This is a genomic window from Amycolatopsis sp. CFH S0740, assembly GCF_004522315.1.
Classification (GTDB): domain Bacteria; phylum Actinomycetota; class Actinomycetes; order Mycobacteriales; family Pseudonocardiaceae; genus Amycolatopsis; species Amycolatopsis nivea.
Genome location: NZ_SDLS01000002.1, coordinates 125,820 through 141,091, shown reverse-complemented (window position 1 = coordinate 141,091; position 15,272 = coordinate 125,820). Strand labels below are relative to the sequence as shown.

Sequence of the window (15,272 nt, the reverse complement as noted above, 5' to 3'; positions counted from 1 at the left end):
CAGCGAACGATTCCGCCGCGTCACAACCGCCACAGCCGCAGCCCGCGGACGCGATACACCGGCCATAGCACGTGCCACGGCGACCGCCGCAGGAACGCGGAGCTGCAGGCCAAAACATTGCGCGCGACGGTGGACGCGACTTCGTTCCGGTCCGGCCACACTTCGCCGCGGGCGCCGAGCGCTAGCCGAAAGACAGTCAGCAGACCGCGTCCTTGCAGGTCATAGCGGGCACCGGTATCACCCGCGTCCGGAAGGAGACGGCTGATCTCCGCGCGAAAAGCACCAGCGACCGGCTCGCCCGCGGGCACGTCCGCGACACTGCCCACGATCGCGCGGCCGTGCAGCCGACGTGCGAACCGCGTGAGCAGCCGTCGCTCCCACCACGGCAGCAACCGCCGGTGCGCCAGCAGCGCTGCACACTCGCTGTGGCCGAGGGCGAACACCTCGGCGAGCTCGTCGTACCGGCTGATCGCGGTCGGTTCCGCCAGGTGCAGCCGCACCTCGAAGCGGACCCGCGCGATCAGCTCGTCGATCGCTTCCCGCCGGTCGAGCCGTGCTTTCTGCCGCGAAGCCGCCCAGTCGCCCATGGGCCCACACTCTGAACCCGGCGGCGCACCGAGTCCAGTGGTTCAGCCGATCTTCGACCCGTACATCTCGCCGAGGTCGTCCGCGATCAGCTCGATCCGGGCACCGTCCGGGTCCGCGAAGTAGATCGACGTGCCGCTCTCTTCCTGGTACTTCACGCCGGCGGCGTCGAGCCGGGAGCGCGCGCCCGCCCACGCTTCCGGGGTGAGCGACAGGGCCAGGTGGTGCAGGCCGCCGAGCACCTCCGCGTACGGGCCGAGGTCGAGGCCGGGCAGGTCGAAGAACGCGACCGCGTTGCCGTTGCCGACGTCGAAGAAGAAGTGGCTCGACCCCGGGTAGTCGCGGTTTTCGATCAGCTCGGTGAGCGGGAAGCCGAGAATGTCCTGGTAGAAGGTGATCGTCCGCTCGACGTCGCTGGACAGCAGCGCGGTGTGGTGGATGCCGCGGCCGACGGTCGCCGGACGTTCCTCCGCCGGGTGCAAATGCTGCTCCCGCAGCCGGTCGCGGGTCTGCGCGAGCTGGGCGACTTCGGTCTCGGTGGGTGCCATCGCGGGTCACGTCCTCTCTGGGAGCCAACACGAAGTACGGTACGCCGACAAACTCTCGCGCGCAAGAGATTAGCGAGCGAGAGAAGTGGCTCGTACCGGTGAATGGAACGACCGGGTTGGCGCGGGCGGCTCGGTCAGGCAGAGTCCGACCCGTGGAACCCGCTGAGCTGCAGGACGCCGTCGCGCTGCTGACAAGCGCGTACGAGCGACGCGAGCCGATCGATCCGCTCGTGAAGACCTTCCCCGACGCGACCGTCGAAGACGCCTACCGCGTGCAACAGGAGCAAGTCCGCGCGTGGGTGGCGGCGGGCGACGTGGTGCGCGGCCACAAGGTCGGCCTCGCCTCCGCGGCGATGCAGCGCCAGATGGGCGTGAACCAGCCCGACTTCGGGCACCTCACCAGCTCGATGTTCCTGCTCGAACACCAGCCGATCCCGACGACGCGGTTCCTGCAGCCGCGCATCGAACCGGAGATCGCGTTCGTGCTCGGCGCGCCGCTGCGCGGTCCGGGCGTGACCGTCGCCGACGCCGTCCGCGCGGTCGACTTCGTGCTTCCGTCGCTGGAGATCGTCGACTCGCGGGTCCGCGACTGGAAAATCTCGATCTTCGACACCGTCGCGGACAACGCGTCGTCCGGCGGCGTCATCCTCGGCAGCAGCCCGACCAATCTGCGCGACGTCGACCTGCGGCTCGCCGGCTGCACGCTGCACGTCAACGGTCAGCTCGCGGCCACCGGCGCGGGCGGTGCGGTGCTGGGTTCGCCGATCAACGCCTTGGTCTGGCTGGCCAACACGGTCGGCCCGCTCGGCGTGACGCTGGAGCCCGGCCACGTCGTGCTGCCCGGTTCGATGACCGCCGCGCAGACCGTCCGCCCCGGCGACACCGTCGTGGCGACCATGGCCGGACTGGGCAGTGTGACCGCGGTGTTCGCGCCGGAGGAGGACAAGTGACCGCCGAAATCGTTGCCGCAGCGCAGGATTTGCTCAACCGGACGGACGAAGGCGCGCAGCTCACCGACACCTGGGCAGACCTCGACCTCGCCACGGCGTACGCGATCCAGGACGAGGCTTTGCGGCTGCGCCAGGAACGCGGCGAGACGCTGATCGGGGTGAAGCTCGGGCTCACGTCGCGCGCGAAGCAGCAGCGGATGGGCGTCGAGGAGCCTCTGCTCGCGTGGCTGACCGACGCGATGGTGCTGCCCGCGGGCGCGCCGACGCCGCAGCTCATCCACCCGCGCGCGGAACCGGAATTGGTGTTCGTGCTCGGCGAGCGGCTCGCCGGTCCTGGCGTCACCGCGGCCACTGCGCTCGCGGCGGTTTCCCAGGTGTACGGCGGAATCGAGATCATCGACAGCCGTTACCGCGACTACCGTTTCACGTTGCCGGACGTCGTCGCGGACAACGGTTCGTCGGCGCTGTTCGGGCTCGGCTCGGTCGGCCGTCCACCGTCCTCTTTGGACCTTTCGCTGGAAGCCGCGCTGCTCGAAGTGGACGGTCAGATCGTCGACACCGCGACCGGTGCCGCCGTGCAGGGGCACCCGGCCGAGGCGTTGGCGCTGGCGGCGAATTCGCTGGCCGCACGCGGATTGGCGCTGGAGGCAGGCTGGCTCGTGCTGACCGGCGGGATGACCGACGCCGTCGAACTGCGGCCCGGCTCCCGCGTCGCCGCGCACTTCTCGAACCTGGGCTCGGTGACGATCAGCGGGTAGCGAGCCGTTTGATCCCGGCGATCACTCGCGGCCACACCTCGCGCGGCAGGTCGTGTCCCATCCCTGGGATGAGGTCGAGGTCCGCACCCAGCGCGCGGGCCGTCGCGCGGCCGCCGGACACGTGCACGAGCGGATCGGCCGTACCGTGAATCACCAGGGACGGCACGGAAAGCCGGCGCAGGTCGGCGGTCCGGTCGCGGGAGGACAGGATCGCGGCGAGCTGCCGGAACACACCCGCCGGGTTGAGGCCACGGTCGTACGTGCGTTCCGCGCGCTGGCGGAAATGGTCCTCGTCGAACAGGTACTCGCGCGAGCCGATCAGCTTTGACGTGCGTACCAGCTGCGTCACGTAGTCCTCGCGCGTGCGCGGTCCCGGAGCCAGCATCGCGAGCGCGGCCCGCGGGCTGGGCAGACCGACGGTCCGCGCGCCGGTGGTCGACATGATCGAGGTCAGCGTCCGGACGCGTTGCGGCTGCCGGATCGCGAACTCCTGCGCGATCATCCCGCCCATCGACGTGCCGACGACGTGCGCGCGCTCGATGCCGAGTGCGTCGAGCAGTTTGCCCGCGTCGTCGGCCAGGTCGCCGAGCGAGTACGGCGCGGACCGCAGGAAGTACGCGAGCGGCAGGCTGGCCCGGCCGGTCCACCACTGCGAACGTCCGACGTCGCGGTTGTCGAACCGGTGCACGTGGAAACCGGCCTCGGCGAGCTGGGTGCAGAACTCGTCGTCCCACCAGATCATCGGCGCGGCGAGGCCCATCACCAGCAGCAACGGCGGCGCGGCCGGATCGCCGAAGGATTCGTGGCACAGGGTGATGCCGTCGGCCTCGATGGTCTGCTCGGTCATGGCTCCAGTTTCGCGCACGGCTTGGCCGGTCGCCGCCGTCCGGGTACTCTCCCGCTAGAGCGATCTATCAAATCGCAAGGGGGCGAGCGGCATGGACGTTCTGCGCGAGAAGGGGCTCGGCCCGCTGCGGCTGATCCTGGCGTTCACCCTGGTCAGCACGGTCCTGCACTACACCCACAACGTCGTGCGCGCGGCGGACTACCCGCAGGTGCCCGGGATCAGCGTGCCCGTCACGCAGGTCGTGGTGGCGATCAGCTGGGTGGTCTTCACCGCGTTCGGCGTGCTCGGCTATCGCGCCTACCGGCAGGGCCGGTACTGGCGTTCGCTGGCGTTTCTGCTGGTCTACTCGCTGTCCGGGCTGGCGAGCGCGGGGCATTTCCTCGTCGGCGTACCGCAGGTCCCGGCGTTCTGGTTCGCGACGATCTTCACCGACACGTTCGCGGCGTTCGCGTTGTGGGTATTCGTGTGCTGGGCAGCCATGCGGCTCAACCGGGTGAGCGTTGCCGGGCAAATGTCTACACAACATTGACGTTCGTTGAAACCATGTAGACAATCGAGGGCGTGACCACCACCACACCTGTCACGTTCGAGCGGCATCCGGACACTTACCGGCACTGGCGGCTGACCGTCGACGGCGAGGTCGCCTGGCTGGAGATGGACGTCGACGAACAGGGCGGCCTCGTGCCCGGGTACGAGCTGAAGCTCAACTCGTACGACCTCGGCGTCGACATCGAGTTCTACGACGCGACGCAGCGGCTGCGGTTCGAACATCCGCAGGTGCGCGCGGTGATCGTGACGAGCGCCAAGGACAAGGTGTTCTGTGCCGGGGCCAATATCCGGATGCTCGCCGCGTCGCCGCACGAGTGGAAGGTGAACTTCTGCAAGTTCACCAACGAGACCCGCAACGGCATCGAGGACGCCACCGAGTTCTCCGGCCAGACCTACGTCGCGGCGGTGAACGGCAGCTGCGCCGGCGGCGGCTACGAGATCGCGCTGGCCTGCGAAAAGATCCTGCTGGTCGACGACAACTCGTCCACCGTCGCGTTGCCCGAGGTGCCGTTGCTCGGCGTGCTGCCCGGCACCGGCGGGCTCACCCGCGTGGTCGACAAACGGCGCGTCCGCCGGGATCTCGCGGACGTGTTCGCGACGCGGCCGGACGGGGTCAAGGGCAAGACCGCGGTCGACTGGCGGCTGGTGGACGAGCTGGTGCCGCGGGTCGGGTTCCGCGAGAAGGTGCTGTCGCGGGCGCACGAACTGGCCGCCGAATCCGACCGGCTGCCCGCTGAGCAGGGGATCGAACTGGCCCCGCTGGAGCCGTCGGTGACCGACGACGGCATCGAGTACCGGCACGTCCGGATCGCGTACGACCGGCCGAACTCGCTGGTCACGCTCACCGTGCTCGGCCCGGACGGGGAACCGGCGCTCGACGGCTGGCTGTTGCGGCTGACCCGCGAACTGGACGACGCGATCCTGCGGCTGCGCACGAACGAACCGGAACTCGGCACCTGGGTGCTGCGCACCGAAGGCGACCCGGAGCAGGTGCTCGCGCACGAGGAGGTCGTGCTCAGCGGGAAAGACTGGCTGAGCAACGAAATCCTGCACTACTACAAGCGCACGCTGAAGCGGCTGGACGTCACCAGCCGCACCTTGATCGCGTTGATCGAACCGGGCAGCTGCTTCGCAGGCAGCCTGCTCGAACTGGCCTTCGCGGCGGACCGGCAGTACCTGTTGGACGGGCCGCCGATCGACGACGAGGACTCGCCGGAACGCGCGTCGATCACCTTGTCGGAAGCCAACTTCGGCGTGTTCCCGATGGGCAACGGACTGTCCCGGCTCCAGTCGCGGTTCTACGGCGACGACGACCACCTGACGTGGCTGGCCCGCGAACGCGACCGTGCGCTGAGCGCCGCCGAAGCCGTCGAACTCGGCCTGGTCACCGACGCGCCGGACGACCTCGACTGGGCGGACGAGATCCGGATCGCGCTGGAAGGCCGCGCCTCGCTGTCGCCCGACGCGCTCACCGGGATGGAGGCGAACCACCGGTTCGTCGGCCCGGAAACGATCGAAACCAAGATCTTCGGGCGGCTGACCGCCTGGCAGAACTGGATCTTCACCCGACCGAACGCCTCCGGGCCCGACGGCGCGCTGCGCCGGTACGGCACCGGGCAGAAGGCGGTCTTCGACAGGAAGCGGGTCTGAACCGATGCCCGAAAAGATCGACTACGACGCCAAAATTCCGAACAACGTCCAGCTCGCCGACGACCGCAGGCTCCAGCGCGCGCTGGAGGGCTGGCAGCCGAAGTTCATGAACTGGTGGGGCGAGATGGGTCCCACGCTGGAAACCGAGGGCGTCTACCTGCGCACCGCGGTGAGCGTCGGCCGCGACGGCTGGGCGCATTTCGACCACGTCAACGTCCCGGATTACCGCTGGGGCATCTTCCTCGCCGAACGGGAACCGGACCGGCGGATCGGATTCGGCGAGCACGCCGGAGAACCGGTGTGGCAGCAGGTGCCCGGCGAGTACCGGGCCGACCTGCAGCGGCTGATCGTGATCCAGGGCGACACCGAGCCGGCGTCGGTCGAGCAGCAGCGCCTGCTCGGGCTCACCGCGCCGTCGCTGTACGACCTGCGCAATCTCTTCCAGGTGAATGTGGAAGAGGGGCGGCACCTGTGGGCGATGGTGTACCTGCTGCACGCGTACTTCGGCCGCGAAGGCCGGGACGAGGCGGAGGGGCTGCTGCTGCGCAACTCCGGCAGTCCGGACGCGCCGCGCATCCTCGGCGCGTTCAACGAGGAAACGGCCGACTGGCTCGCGTTCTACATGTTCACGTACTTCACCGACCGCGATGGGAAATACCAGCTCGGCACGTTGAAGGAAAGCTCGTTCGACCCGCTGTCGCGCACCTGCGAGTTCATGCTCAAGGAGGAGGCGCATCACATGATGGTGGGCACCACGGGCGTCGACCGGGTGGTGCAGCGCAGCGCCGAGCTCATCCGCGAGCACGACACGTACGACATCGCGTCGCACGGCGGGATCCCGCTGGACGTGATCCAGCGGTACCTGAACTTCCACTACACCGTGTCGCTCGACCTGTTCGGCAGTGAAACGTCGACGAACGCGGCGAACTACTACACCGCGGGGCTCAAGGGCCGCTGGCAGGAGACGCGGCGCAAGGACGACCACAAACTCACCGAGGACAGCAGGCTGCTGGAGCGTCCGCGCGACGACGGGACCTGGACGTCCGAGGAATTGCAGGCCATCCTGCTGCTCAATCTCGACCTGCGCGGCGAGTACACCGCGGACTGCCAGACCGGGGTCAACCGGTGGAACAAGATCCTCGGCGACGCGGGCATCGACTTCCGGTTCGCGTTGCCGCACCCTGGTTTCAACCGCGAGGTGGGCATAAACTCCGGCCACCACGTCACTCCGGACGGCAGCATCGTCGACGAGGCGACGTGGGAGGCAGCGCGGCACAAGTGGCTGCCGACGGCCGAGGACCTGACGTTCGTCCGGTCGCTCATGCACCCGGTGTACGAGCGCGGGAAGATCGCCAGCTGGGTCGCGCCGCCGAGGCAGGGCATCAACGGCAAACCTTTCGACTACGAGTACGTGTACCTCACCTGAGGGGGCACCGATGACGGTTCCCGCGAACTTCAACGCCGCGGAGTACCTGCTCGGCCAAGGCCGTCCGGACGCGCTCGCGGTCGTCTCGCCGCGGCGCACGCTCAGCTACGGCGAACTCGCCGCCGAGACCCACCGGGTCGCTTCCGGGCTGCGCGCGCTCGGCGTGCGTCCGGAAGAGCGGGTCATGTTCTGCATGGTCGACGACGTCGAACTGCTGAGCGGGATCCTCGGCGCGATGCTCGTCGGCGCGGTCGCGGTGCCGGTGTCCACTATGGTCACCGGGCTGGAACTGGGTCAGGTGCTCGCCGATTCGCGGGCGCGGGTGCTGTGCGTGTCCGGGGAGTTTTCCGCGCAGGCGGCGGGTGCGCTGACCGGTGCGCCCGAGGTGACCGACGTCGTGCTCGACCGGGCGGACCCGGCGGAATTCCCCGCCGGAGTGCGGACGCACCGGTGGCCGCTGACCCCGACGGACGACGTCGTGGCCTCGCCGACCTGGGAGGATTCGCCCGCGCTGTGGCTGTACACGTCGGGCACGACCGGCAAGCCGAAGGGCGCGATGCACCGGCACGGGAGCATTCGCGCGGTGTGCTCGACTTACGCCGCGCAGGTACTGGAAGTGTCCTCTTCGGACCGGTTCTTGTCGGTGCCCAAGTTGTTCTTTGCTTACGGTCTCGGGAATTCGGCGTTCTTCCCGCTCTCTTGTGGAGGGACGACGCTGCTGGAACCGGCCCGTCCGACGCCGGGGATCATCGCCGCGCGGGCGCGGGCGGACCGTCCGACGTTGTTCTTCGGAGTGCCGACGTTCTATGCGGCGCTGTTGGCCAGCGACGTGCCGGACGACTCGTTCTCCTCGGTGCGGTACGCGGTTTCGGCTGGGGAGCCGTTGCCGTCGGCGCTGTTCACGCGGTTCCGCGAGCGGTTCGGGGTCGAGATTCTGGACGGGATCGGGTCGACCGAGGCGTTGCACATTTTCCTGTCCAACCAGCCGGGTGCGGTGCGGCCGGGCAGCACCGGGGTGGCGGTGCCGGGGTACTCCGTCGAGCTCCGGGACGAGCAGGGCGCGGTGATTTCGGAAGCGGGACGGCCGGGTGAGCTGTTCGTGTCCGGTCCGTCCATCGCGACCGGGTATTGGGCGCGATACGAGACTACGAAACAGGTTTTCCAGGGTCCGTGGCTGCGGACCGGGGACAGCTACGTGCGCAACTCGGATGGCACGTATACGTGTCTCGGCCGGTTTGGCGACATGTTGAAGGCGGGCGGGATTTGGGTCTCTCCGTCCGAAGTGGAGGAACGACTGCTGCAACATCCGGCGGTTGCCGAGGTGGCGGTGGTCGCCGCACCGGACGAGGACGGATTGGACAAACCGGTGGCCTGCGTCGTCGCCGCCCCTTCGTCCACTGTGGATGCTGAGGAGCTGATCGAGTTTTGCCGGGAGGGTTTGGCGGCGTTCAAGCGGCCGCGTGGAGTGGTCGAGATGGCCGAACTGCCGAAGACCGCGACCGGGAAGATCCGGCGGAACGTGATCCGCGAAATGGTGCGCGAGTCGCTGCTCGTGCCGCAGCCGCAATCGTGATCGACTGGCCGGCATGATCGACGAGCATTTCGTGGTGGACGCCCACGTGCACACCCCGCGGCTGCCCACGCTCAAACCCGCGTGGCTGGACTGGGCGCGCGACTTCGCCGGCGAGTACCCGTGGCGCACGGTCTACGACGCGGACGGCGCGGTGATCCCCGCGGCGATGGACGACCTCATGGCGCAGGAGGGCGTCGACCGCGTGCTGCTGTTTTGCGAATACAGTCCGCGGGCCACCGGGATCCAGGCGATTGAAGACAATCTACCGTTGGTCGCATACAACCCCGAGCGGTTTCGCTTGGTGGCCAACGTGAATCCGCACCTGCACCATCCGCTGGTCGACGAGGTGGAACGGCAGCTCGCGCTGGGTGCGGTGGCGTTGAAGATCCACCCGGTGCACGGCGCGTTTTCTCCGGCGGACAAGGAGCTGTACCCGGTTTACGCCTTGTGCGCCGAACGCGGGGTTCCAGTGATCCTCCATTCCGGACTGTCGGTGTTTCCCGGATCCCGTGCCAGCTATGGGGACCCTTCGCTGCTGTCCGATGTGGTCGAAGACTTCCCGTCGGTGAACTTCGTGTTCGCGCACGGCGGCCGGGGCTGGTGGTACGACGTGGCGGCGTTCATGGCCCAGGCGAGGCCGAACGTGTGGCTCGACCTCGCCGGGCTGCCGCCGAAGAAACTGCCGGAGTATTACGCGCGGTTCGATCTCGTGCGGTTGGCCCGGAAATGGATCTTCGGCACGGATTGGCCGGGGGTGCCGGGAACTGCCGTGAACGTCCGCGCGGTCGCCGATTTGGGGTTGCCCGCGGAGGTGCTGGACGGGGTGCTGTCCGGCAACGCGTTACGGCTGATGCCCGGCTTGCGCTGAGTCTATTTGCGCCAGAACAGGTGGTGCACGACTCCGCTGGGGCTGGGAATTTTCTCCAGGTGGTAGCGGTCGGTCAGCTCGTCCGGGCTGGTCCAAAGCCGTTCCCCGGAACCGAGTTCGACCGGCGAGACGGCGATGTGCAGCGTGTCGATGAGCCCGGCTTCGAGGAATTCGCGCACCGTGTTGACGCCTCCGCCGATGCGCACGTCCTTGTCGCCAGCGGCTTTCTTCGCCTGCGCGAGTGCTTCCTCCGGGGACGTGTTGAGGAAGTGGAAAGTGGTCTGGCCCAAGGTGATCGACGGACGTTCGTGGTGGGTGAGGACGAAGACCGGGGTGCGGAACGGGGGTTCGTCGCCCCACCAGCCCTGCCAGTCGTGGTTCTCCCACGGGCCGCGGTGCGGGCCGAACTTGTTGCGTCCCATGATTTCCGCGCCGACGTCACCGCGGTGCATGTCCCGGGTGAAGTAGTCGTCGAGCCCGCGAGTGCCGCCGGGTTCGCCGCGCATCGGCCAGCTGGCGGTGGCGCCGGCCCAGGCGAAGAGCGGTCCCGGGTTCGGATGACCGAACGGCTGCTCGAGCGTTTGATCCGGACCGGCCCCGTAGCCGTCGGCGGAAACGTTGAAGCACTGGACGCGTACCAGCATCGATACTCCCTGCTTGTCTTTTGCAAGCACTATGCCGGAGGCGATGGTAAAGTGCAAGTGGTTTGGAGGAGGTATGCGATGCCGGACGGCCCGCGCTCGGGGTGCCCGATCAACGCCGCGATCGAGGTCGTCGGCGACCGCTGGAGCCTGCTGGTCCTGCGCGACGTGATGTTCGGCGACCGGCGGCATTTCCGGCAATTGCAGTCGCAGTCGGAAGAAGGAATCGCGTCGAATATCCTCGCCGACCGCCTGCGCACGCTCACCGAAGCCGGTTTGCTCACCCGCGATTCGGCCGGTCGCGGACAGCGCGCGACGTACAGCTTGACCGAAGCGGCGATCCAGCTGGTGCCGGTTTTGGTGGCGCTGGGAAGCTGGGGTTTGCGGCACCGGCCGACGACGCCGGAATTGCGCGTGCGAGCGGAACTGCTTGAGGCTGGCGGTCCGGCGCTGTGGGAAGAGTTCATGGCTGAGTTGCGGGAGCGGCATCTTGGGATCCCTCGGCCGGACGGCGACGGACCGACGGCAACGGAACGCTTGGCGGCCGCTTATGCGGAGGCTGTCGCGCGGGCTTGACGTCGCTGGCTTGACGTCGCTGGCTTGATGTGGCGGTTTTGGCTCGGCGTGGCTAGCAATGTGCGCCGTTGCTTGCATCGATTTGTCGACCTGCCGCGGCGTCTTCGTGAGTCTGAGACGCGTGCCCGGCCCTGGATACATCCAGCAGAAGTTGATCACTCAATCCGGCATCCGTCCTGCTGAAACGGATCCGCCGAGCCACCTGGCCCGTCAGCGTTCCCGTGCAAGGAATGCGGAACGAGGACGAAGTACGCCGTCTGTCGACGAGAATGAACCGGATCGTCGGCGCGAACCCGGGATTTCGCGCCGAGGTGGACGACGCTTGCCAAACGGCCTGGCTGGAATTGCTCAGCCGCCAGCCGGACTTGCAGGATCCGAACGGCCTGGCCGGTTGGCTGACGACCGTCGCGCGGCGGCACGCGCTCCGTGCAGCCGAAAATCGCGCACGGGTGCAGTTGGTCGATGACGCGTGCCTGGATGCGCACGAACCGACGGAGTCACCCGAGGCGAAGACCTTGGCCGGAGAACTGGCAGCTGCGCTGTGGCGAGCGGTGGAGAAGTTCCCGGAACGCCACCGGCGGATGCTGCTCCTGCTGGCGCACTGCCCGGAGTTACGACACGACCAGCTGGCCGCCGAACTGGGCATCTCGCCGTCGAGCGTGAGCCGAATCCGACACCGCTGCTTGACGGTCCTCCGTCGTCGGCTGGAGGCCGAGGGCTTCAGTTATCCATGACCCGGCTCACCCGTTCACCGAGCGAAGTGTCCGCATCGCCTCCGCCAACCCCTCCGCATCAGGACCCAGCGGCGTCAGCACGATCCTCCGCAAGATCTCCGCGCACGCGGCCCGTGCCTTGAGCGCTACCTCCAACCCGTGCTCGGTCAGGGAAGCGAACGTCACCCGGCGGTCTTCCGGGCTCGGGATGCGGCAGATCAAATCCGCGGCGACCAAGCGGTCCGCCACCTTGGTGAAGCCTCCGCTCGACAGGGCGGCTTCGGTGGCCAGGCGGGTCATCGGCATGCGGTGTTCCGGCGACCGCACCAGGCGCAGCAGGATGTCGAACGACGCGGGGGCCAGGCCGAACCGGTCGGCGATTTCTCCCATCAGTGCGTTCTGTGTGGCCAGATAGCCCTCGATCACGAGGCCCCACCACGTCACGATCTCGTCGTCGTCCGTCTGCGGATCCGGGGTCATCTGCCGGAGTCTACCCGGAATACATCTTGCGCGCGAGAAGTTACCCTGGACAATGAAGGAAGCGGTGTCCACAGAGGAGCGACGATGATGCACCGGTACATCGAGGGCGACCCGGGCCTCCCGGTGCTTGTTCTCCTGCACGGAACCGGCGGTGGTCCAGACGATTTGCTCAGTGTGGCACGGGAACTGAGTCCGGAATCGGCAACGCTCGCGCCGACCGGGCCGGTTTCGGAAAACGGGGCGGCGCGGTGGTTTCGGCGGCTGTCGGAGGGCGTGTTCGATCACGAGGACGTCCGGGCGCGGGCGGACGAGCTGGCGGATTTCCTCAACGACGCCCGGGAAAAGTACGGGTTCGGCAGGGCAGTGGCGGTCGGGTTTTCGAATGGGGCGAATATCGCCGCGGCGGTAGCGCTCACCCGGCCGGACGCGCTCCGGGAAGCCATTCTGTTCTCGTCGATGTCTCCATTGCCGGAATTGCCGAGCCTTGATCTCACCGGAACTCGCATATTCCTTTCCAACGGCGAGCACGACCCGATGGCTCCCCTGCCCGCCAACGACGAACTCGTGCGCCAGTTCCGCGAGCGGCATGCGGACGTGGCGACGCACCGCTGGCCGGGAGGGCATCAGGTGACCGTCGACGGAATCAGCGCGGCAAAGGCCTGGCTCGCTAGGGTCGAGGCATGACCGAGCTGACCCGCGCGCAAGACCTGCTCGCCTCCACGATCCTCGCCGACGGACACAACGACCTGCCATGGGCGCTCCGCGACAAAGCCGGGCCGAACCCGGTCGAGGCGGTGGCTGGCGTGGATCTCACGGTGCCGCAGCCGGCGCTGCACACCGACTTCCCCAAACTCGCCGAAGGCAAGTTGGGCCTGCAGTTCTGGTCGGTGTACGTCCCGTGCGAGTTCAAGGGCGACAGCGCGGTCACCGCGGTGCTGGAACAGATCGAGGTGGTTTACCAGCTCGCCGAGCGCTACCCCGAACGGCTGCGGCTGGTCACCACGGCCGACGAGGCTGAGGTGGCGTTCGAGGACGGGCGGATCGCGTCGTTGCTCGGGGCCGAGGGCGGGCACAGCATCGCCGAATCCCTCGGGGTGCTGCGGATTCTGCGCCGGCTCGGCGTCCGCTACATGACGCTGACCCACAACTTCAACACCACCTGGGCCGATTCCGGGACCGACAAACCCGAGCACGACGGTCTCACCGAGTTCGGCCGCGAGGTCGTGCGCGAGATGAACCGGATCGGCATGCTGGTCGACCTTTCCCACGTCGCGCCGAGCACCATGCGCGCCGCGCTCGAGGTGTCGAGCGCGCCGGTGATCTTCAGCCACTCGTCGTGCCGCGCGGTCAACGACCATCCGCGCAACATCCCCGACGACGTGCTCGCGCAGCTGCCCGGCAACGGCGGCGTCGCGATGATCACCTTCGTGCCCGCCTTCATCTCCGCCGCGGTCACCGAGTGGGACAACCAGCTCCGGGACGCGATGACGGCCGCCGGGCAGGAGTTCCTCGACCTCGGCCAGCGCGGCCGGTTCGCCAAGACCTGGGACGCGCCGCCCAAGCCGAAGTCGACGATCGCGGACGTCGTCGCGCACATCGAGCACGCGCGCGAGGTCGCCGGGATCGACCACATCGGGCTCGGCGGCGACTACGACGGCGTCGGCGAACTGCCCGAAGGCCTCGAGGACGTGTCGAAGTACCCGGTGCTCATCGCCGCCCTGATGGAACGCGGCTGGAGCGACGAGGACTGCGCGAAACTCGCCGGCCGCAACACGCTGCGGGTGCTGCGCGAGGTCGACGGCAAGCGCTGAATTAGCGCATCACGGCGAGTGGGCGGACAATCACGATATGTCCCACGCGCGAAACGACGGTCCCGACGAGGCCGCGAAATCGGAAATTCCCGAGGCGCCGGGCACTGAGGTGCCCGGCGCACTCGACCACGCCGCCCCGGGCACCGCACCGGGAGCCGAACCCGGACCGCGGCCGTCCGCCGCGAAACCCGCGGGCCGCCGGGGCAAGGTCAAGTCCACCCGGATCAGCGGCACCTGGATCGCCGTGATCGTGGCGATCGTCGTGCTGGCGTTCCTGCTGGTGTTCATCCTGCAGAACCTGGACACGGCGACCGTCCACTTCCTCGGCGCGTCCGGCAGCATGCCGCTCGCGGTGGCGATGCTGTTCGCCGCGATCGCGGGCGCGGCGCTGGTCGCGCTGATCGGCGGGGCGCGGATCCTGCAGCTCAGGAAGCAGGCACGGCGTCGGCGGTGAAGGGCTCGCGAGCCCGCAGGCTCAGCAGGATCTCGCACACCGCGGGATCCCCGCTGACCTGCACTCGCGCGTCGGCTTCCGCCGCGGGCAACGTCCCGCTGCACAGCCGCCACAACGCGTCCGCGTCGGTCGCCAAAGCCGCGAGCGGAGACCGTGACGTCGCGGCACCGCGGTCGATCGTCCAGCCCACCGCGGTAGCACGGAGCGTCCACCGCCCGGCCCCCTCCACCGAACACGCCACCTGACGTCCGGCCCGCGCGGGCACCGCCCGCAATGTCTGCGGCAGCGAACGCAGCAACGTGTCCACCACCGGCGTCCGGAACTCCGGCTCGTCGAGCAGCGGAGCTGCCACCGCCTCCCGGATCTGCTGCTGGAGCACCCATTGCTCCGCGTAATCGCGAGCGACCGTCAGCCACGTCGGCGCCGCGGCTGGTTCGTCCAGGTCGCGGTGCTTCCACAGTTCGGTCAGCTGCGTCGTGCTGTCCACGAGCATCGCGAACAGCACCTCCGGCGACAGTTGCCGGCAGGCAGAGACCCAGGACGTCCCCTCGCCGAAGTGGCCGTCACGGTCCCGCGAGAGCCGCCTGAGTTTCAGTCCCAGGATGTGCGCGGTCAGATCGTGCACCGTCCATTCGCCGAGCGCGGGCAGGGCCCACTCGGGCGTCCGGAGGTCGGAGAGAACCCCGATCAGCGCCTGTTCCTCGCGCACGAGCAGCGGCAGCACGTCGATCGGCGGTCCCCACGGCGCGGTCATGCGCGTCATCCAACACCCACCGGCAAGGCATCACAGGGCCATTCGGCCTACTCGCAGGTAGCATCAGCGCGAACAGTGAGGGGAGCAGC

The 15,272-nt window shown here is 68.4% G+C and carries 18 protein-coding genes; 12 read left to right on the top strand and 6 right to left on the bottom strand.

Going from position 1 to position 15,272, the window contains the following annotated elements; translation table 11 throughout:
• Positions 1–20: 20 nt before the first annotated feature.
• Both EIZ45_RS03940 and EIZ45_RS03935 read right to left on the bottom strand, forming a co-directional pair.
• Positions 21–587, bottom strand: a complete 567-nt coding sequence (locus EIZ45_RS03940; RefSeq protein ID WP_043827220.1) for a hypothetical protein — start codon at positions 585–587, stop codon at positions 21–23.
• Positions 588–629: 42 nt separating this feature from the next.
• Complete coding sequence (locus EIZ45_RS03935) at positions 630–1,133, bottom strand: VOC family protein (protein WP_037808045.1); 504 nt, start codon at positions 1,131–1,133, stop codon at positions 630–632.
• A 152-nt stretch (positions 1,134–1,285) separates the two neighbouring features.
• Between EIZ45_RS03935 and EIZ45_RS03930 the strand changes: the two genes are divergently transcribed.
• Positions 1,286–2,083, top strand: a complete 798-nt coding sequence (locus EIZ45_RS03930; RefSeq protein ID WP_037808043.1) for a 2-keto-4-pentenoate hydratase — start codon at positions 1,286–1,288, stop codon at positions 2,081–2,083.
• Complete coding sequence (locus EIZ45_RS03925; protein WP_051728617.1) at positions 2,080–2,841, top strand: 2-keto-4-pentenoate hydratase; 762 nt, start codon at positions 2,080–2,082, stop codon at positions 2,839–2,841. Before EIZ45_RS03930 ends, EIZ45_RS03925 begins: the two co-directional genes overlap by 4 nt.
• On the opposite strand, the gene EIZ45_RS03920 is transcribed toward EIZ45_RS03925, so the two are convergent.
• On the bottom strand, positions 2,831–3,688 hold the full coding sequence (locus tag EIZ45_RS03920) for an alpha/beta fold hydrolase (RefSeq protein WP_134661929.1): 858 nt from the start codon (positions 3,686–3,688) through the stop codon (positions 2,831–2,833). The genes EIZ45_RS03925 and EIZ45_RS03920 overlap by 11 nt on opposite strands.
• Positions 3,689–3,779: 91 nt before the next feature.
• On the opposite strand from EIZ45_RS03920, the gene EIZ45_RS03915 reads away from it, so the two are divergent.
• Genes EIZ45_RS03915 through EIZ45_RS03895 form a run of 5 tightly spaced genes read left to right on the top strand, consistent with a single transcriptional unit; the run spans position 3,780 to position 9,754 of the window.
• A complete protein-coding gene (locus tag EIZ45_RS03915) occupies positions 3,780–4,217 on the top strand; it encodes a hypothetical protein (RefSeq protein ID WP_134661928.1) in 438 nt (145 codons plus the stop codon).
• Positions 4,218–4,249: 32 nt separating this feature from the next.
• Complete coding sequence (boxC, locus tag EIZ45_RS03910; protein ID WP_134661927.1) at positions 4,250–5,887, top strand: 2,3-epoxybenzoyl-CoA dihydrolase; 1,638 nt, start codon at positions 4,250–4,252, stop codon at positions 5,885–5,887.
• Positions 5,888–5,891: 4 nt separating this feature from the next.
• Positions 5,892–7,313, top strand: coding sequence for a benzoyl-CoA 2,3-epoxidase subunit BoxB (gene boxB / locus EIZ45_RS03905; RefSeq protein ID WP_037808036.1), 1,422 nt, complete (start codon positions 5,892–5,894; stop codon positions 7,311–7,313).
• Positions 7,314–7,323: 10 nt separating this feature from the next.
• Positions 7,324–8,886 (top strand): benzoate-CoA ligase family protein, encoded by a 1,563-nt coding sequence (locus EIZ45_RS03900; RefSeq protein ID WP_134661926.1) that lies wholly within the window; start codon positions 7,324–7,326, stop codon positions 8,884–8,886.
• 13 nt (positions 8,887–8,899) lie between these two features.
• Entirely contained in the window at positions 8,900–9,754 is an 855-nt protein-coding gene (locus tag EIZ45_RS03895; protein WP_037808033.1) for an amidohydrolase family protein, read from the top strand.
• Between the two features lie 2 nt (positions 9,755–9,756).
• On the opposite strand, the gene EIZ45_RS03890 is transcribed toward EIZ45_RS03895, so the two are convergent.
• Positions 9,757–10,398, bottom strand: coding sequence for a dihydrofolate reductase family protein (locus tag EIZ45_RS03890; protein ID WP_134661925.1), 642 nt, complete (start codon positions 10,396–10,398; stop codon positions 9,757–9,759).
• Between the two features lie 78 nt (positions 10,399–10,476).
• On the opposite strand from EIZ45_RS03890, the gene EIZ45_RS03885 reads away from it, so the two are divergent.
• Positions 10,477–10,971: a helix-turn-helix domain-containing protein gene (locus EIZ45_RS03885; protein ID WP_134661924.1), complete on the top strand. Its 495-nt coding sequence runs from the start codon at positions 10,477–10,479 to the stop codon at positions 10,969–10,971.
• A gap of 230 nt (positions 10,972–11,201) precedes the next feature.
• Positions 11,202–11,705 (top strand): RNA polymerase sigma factor, encoded by a 504-nt coding sequence (locus EIZ45_RS03880; RefSeq protein ID WP_134661923.1) that lies wholly within the window; start codon positions 11,202–11,204, stop codon positions 11,703–11,705.
• A 6-nt stretch (positions 11,706–11,711) separates the two neighbouring features.
• On the opposite strand, the gene EIZ45_RS03875 is transcribed toward EIZ45_RS03880, so the two are convergent.
• On the bottom strand, positions 11,712–12,164 hold the full coding sequence (locus tag EIZ45_RS03875; RefSeq protein WP_043827229.1) for a MarR family winged helix-turn-helix transcriptional regulator: 453 nt from the start codon (positions 12,162–12,164) through the stop codon (positions 11,712–11,714).
• A gap of 84 nt (positions 12,165–12,248) precedes the next feature.
• Between EIZ45_RS03875 and EIZ45_RS03870 the strand changes: the two genes are divergently transcribed.
• The 3 genes from EIZ45_RS03870 to EIZ45_RS03860 are packed head-to-tail and all read left to right on the top strand — an operon-like array spanning position 12,249 to position 14,429.
• The gene (locus tag EIZ45_RS03870) at positions 12,249–12,848 is read left to right on the top strand and encodes an alpha/beta hydrolase (protein ID WP_134661922.1); all 600 of its coding nucleotides are present in this window, start codon (positions 12,249–12,251) and stop codon (positions 12,846–12,848) included.
• A complete protein-coding gene (locus EIZ45_RS03865; protein ID WP_134661921.1) occupies positions 12,845–13,975 on the top strand; it encodes a dipeptidase in 1,131 nt (376 codons plus the stop codon). The genes EIZ45_RS03870 and EIZ45_RS03865 overlap by 4 nt, the downstream gene beginning before the upstream one ends.
• Positions 13,976–14,012: 37 nt before the next feature.
• A complete protein-coding gene (locus tag EIZ45_RS03860; RefSeq protein WP_037808018.1) occupies positions 14,013–14,429 on the top strand; it encodes a lipopolysaccharide assembly LapA domain-containing protein in 417 nt (138 codons plus the stop codon).
• Here the strand turns inward: EIZ45_RS03860 and EIZ45_RS03855 are convergent.
• The gene (locus EIZ45_RS03855) at positions 14,401–15,183 is read right to left on the bottom strand and encodes a hypothetical protein (RefSeq protein ID WP_370318111.1); all 783 of its coding nucleotides are present in this window, start codon (positions 15,181–15,183) and stop codon (positions 14,401–14,403) included. The genes EIZ45_RS03860 and EIZ45_RS03855 overlap by 29 nt on opposite strands.
• Between the last annotated feature and the right edge of the window lie 89 nt (positions 15,184–15,272).

Excerpts from the sequence above, each read along its gene's own strand:
- EIZ45_RS03940 (WP_043827220.1), bottom strand. The coding sequence starts at position 587 with ATGGGCGACTGGGCGGCTTCGCGGCAGAAAGCACGGCTCGACCGGCGG.
- EIZ45_RS03935 (WP_037808045.1), bottom strand. The coding sequence starts at position 1,133 with ATGGCACCCACCGAGACCGAAGTCGCCCAGCTCGCGCAGACCCGCGAC.
- EIZ45_RS03920 (WP_134661929.1), bottom strand. The coding sequence starts at position 3,688 with ATGACCGAGCAGACCATCGAGGCCGACGGCATCACCCTGTGCCACGAA.
- EIZ45_RS03915 (WP_134661928.1), top strand. The coding sequence starts at position 3,780 with ATGGACGTTCTGCGCGAGAAGGGGCTCGGCCCGCTGCGGCTGATCCTG.
- boxB (WP_037808036.1), top strand. The coding sequence starts at position 5,892 with ATGCCCGAAAAGATCGACTACGACGCCAAAATTCCGAACAACGTCCAG.
- EIZ45_RS03900 (WP_134661926.1), top strand. The coding sequence starts at position 7,324 with ATGACGGTTCCCGCGAACTTCAACGCCGCGGAGTACCTGCTCGGCCAA.
- EIZ45_RS03895 (WP_037808033.1), top strand. The coding sequence starts at position 8,900 with ATGATCGACGAGCATTTCGTGGTGGACGCCCACGTGCACACCCCGCGG.
- EIZ45_RS03890 (WP_134661925.1), bottom strand. The coding sequence starts at position 10,398 with ATGCTGGTACGCGTCCAGTGCTTCAACGTTTCCGCCGACGGCTACGGG.
- EIZ45_RS03885 (WP_134661924.1), top strand. The coding sequence starts at position 10,477 with ATGCCGGACGGCCCGCGCTCGGGGTGCCCGATCAACGCCGCGATCGAG.
- EIZ45_RS03880 (WP_134661923.1), top strand. The coding sequence starts at position 11,202 with ATGCGGAACGAGGACGAAGTACGCCGTCTGTCGACGAGAATGAACCGG.
- EIZ45_RS03875 (WP_043827229.1), bottom strand. The coding sequence starts at position 12,164 with ATGACCCCGGATCCGCAGACGGACGACGACGAGATCGTGACGTGGTGG.
- EIZ45_RS03870 (WP_134661922.1), top strand. The coding sequence starts at position 12,249 with ATGATGCACCGGTACATCGAGGGCGACCCGGGCCTCCCGGTGCTTGTT.
- EIZ45_RS03865 (WP_134661921.1), top strand. The coding sequence starts at position 12,845 with ATGACCGAGCTGACCCGCGCGCAAGACCTGCTCGCCTCCACGATCCTC.
- EIZ45_RS03860 (WP_037808018.1), top strand. The coding sequence starts at position 14,013 with ATGTCCCACGCGCGAAACGACGGTCCCGACGAGGCCGCGAAATCGGAA.
- EIZ45_RS03855 (WP_370318111.1), bottom strand. The coding sequence starts at position 15,183 with ATGACCGCGCCGTGGGGACCGCCGATCGACGTGCTGCCGCTGCTCGTG.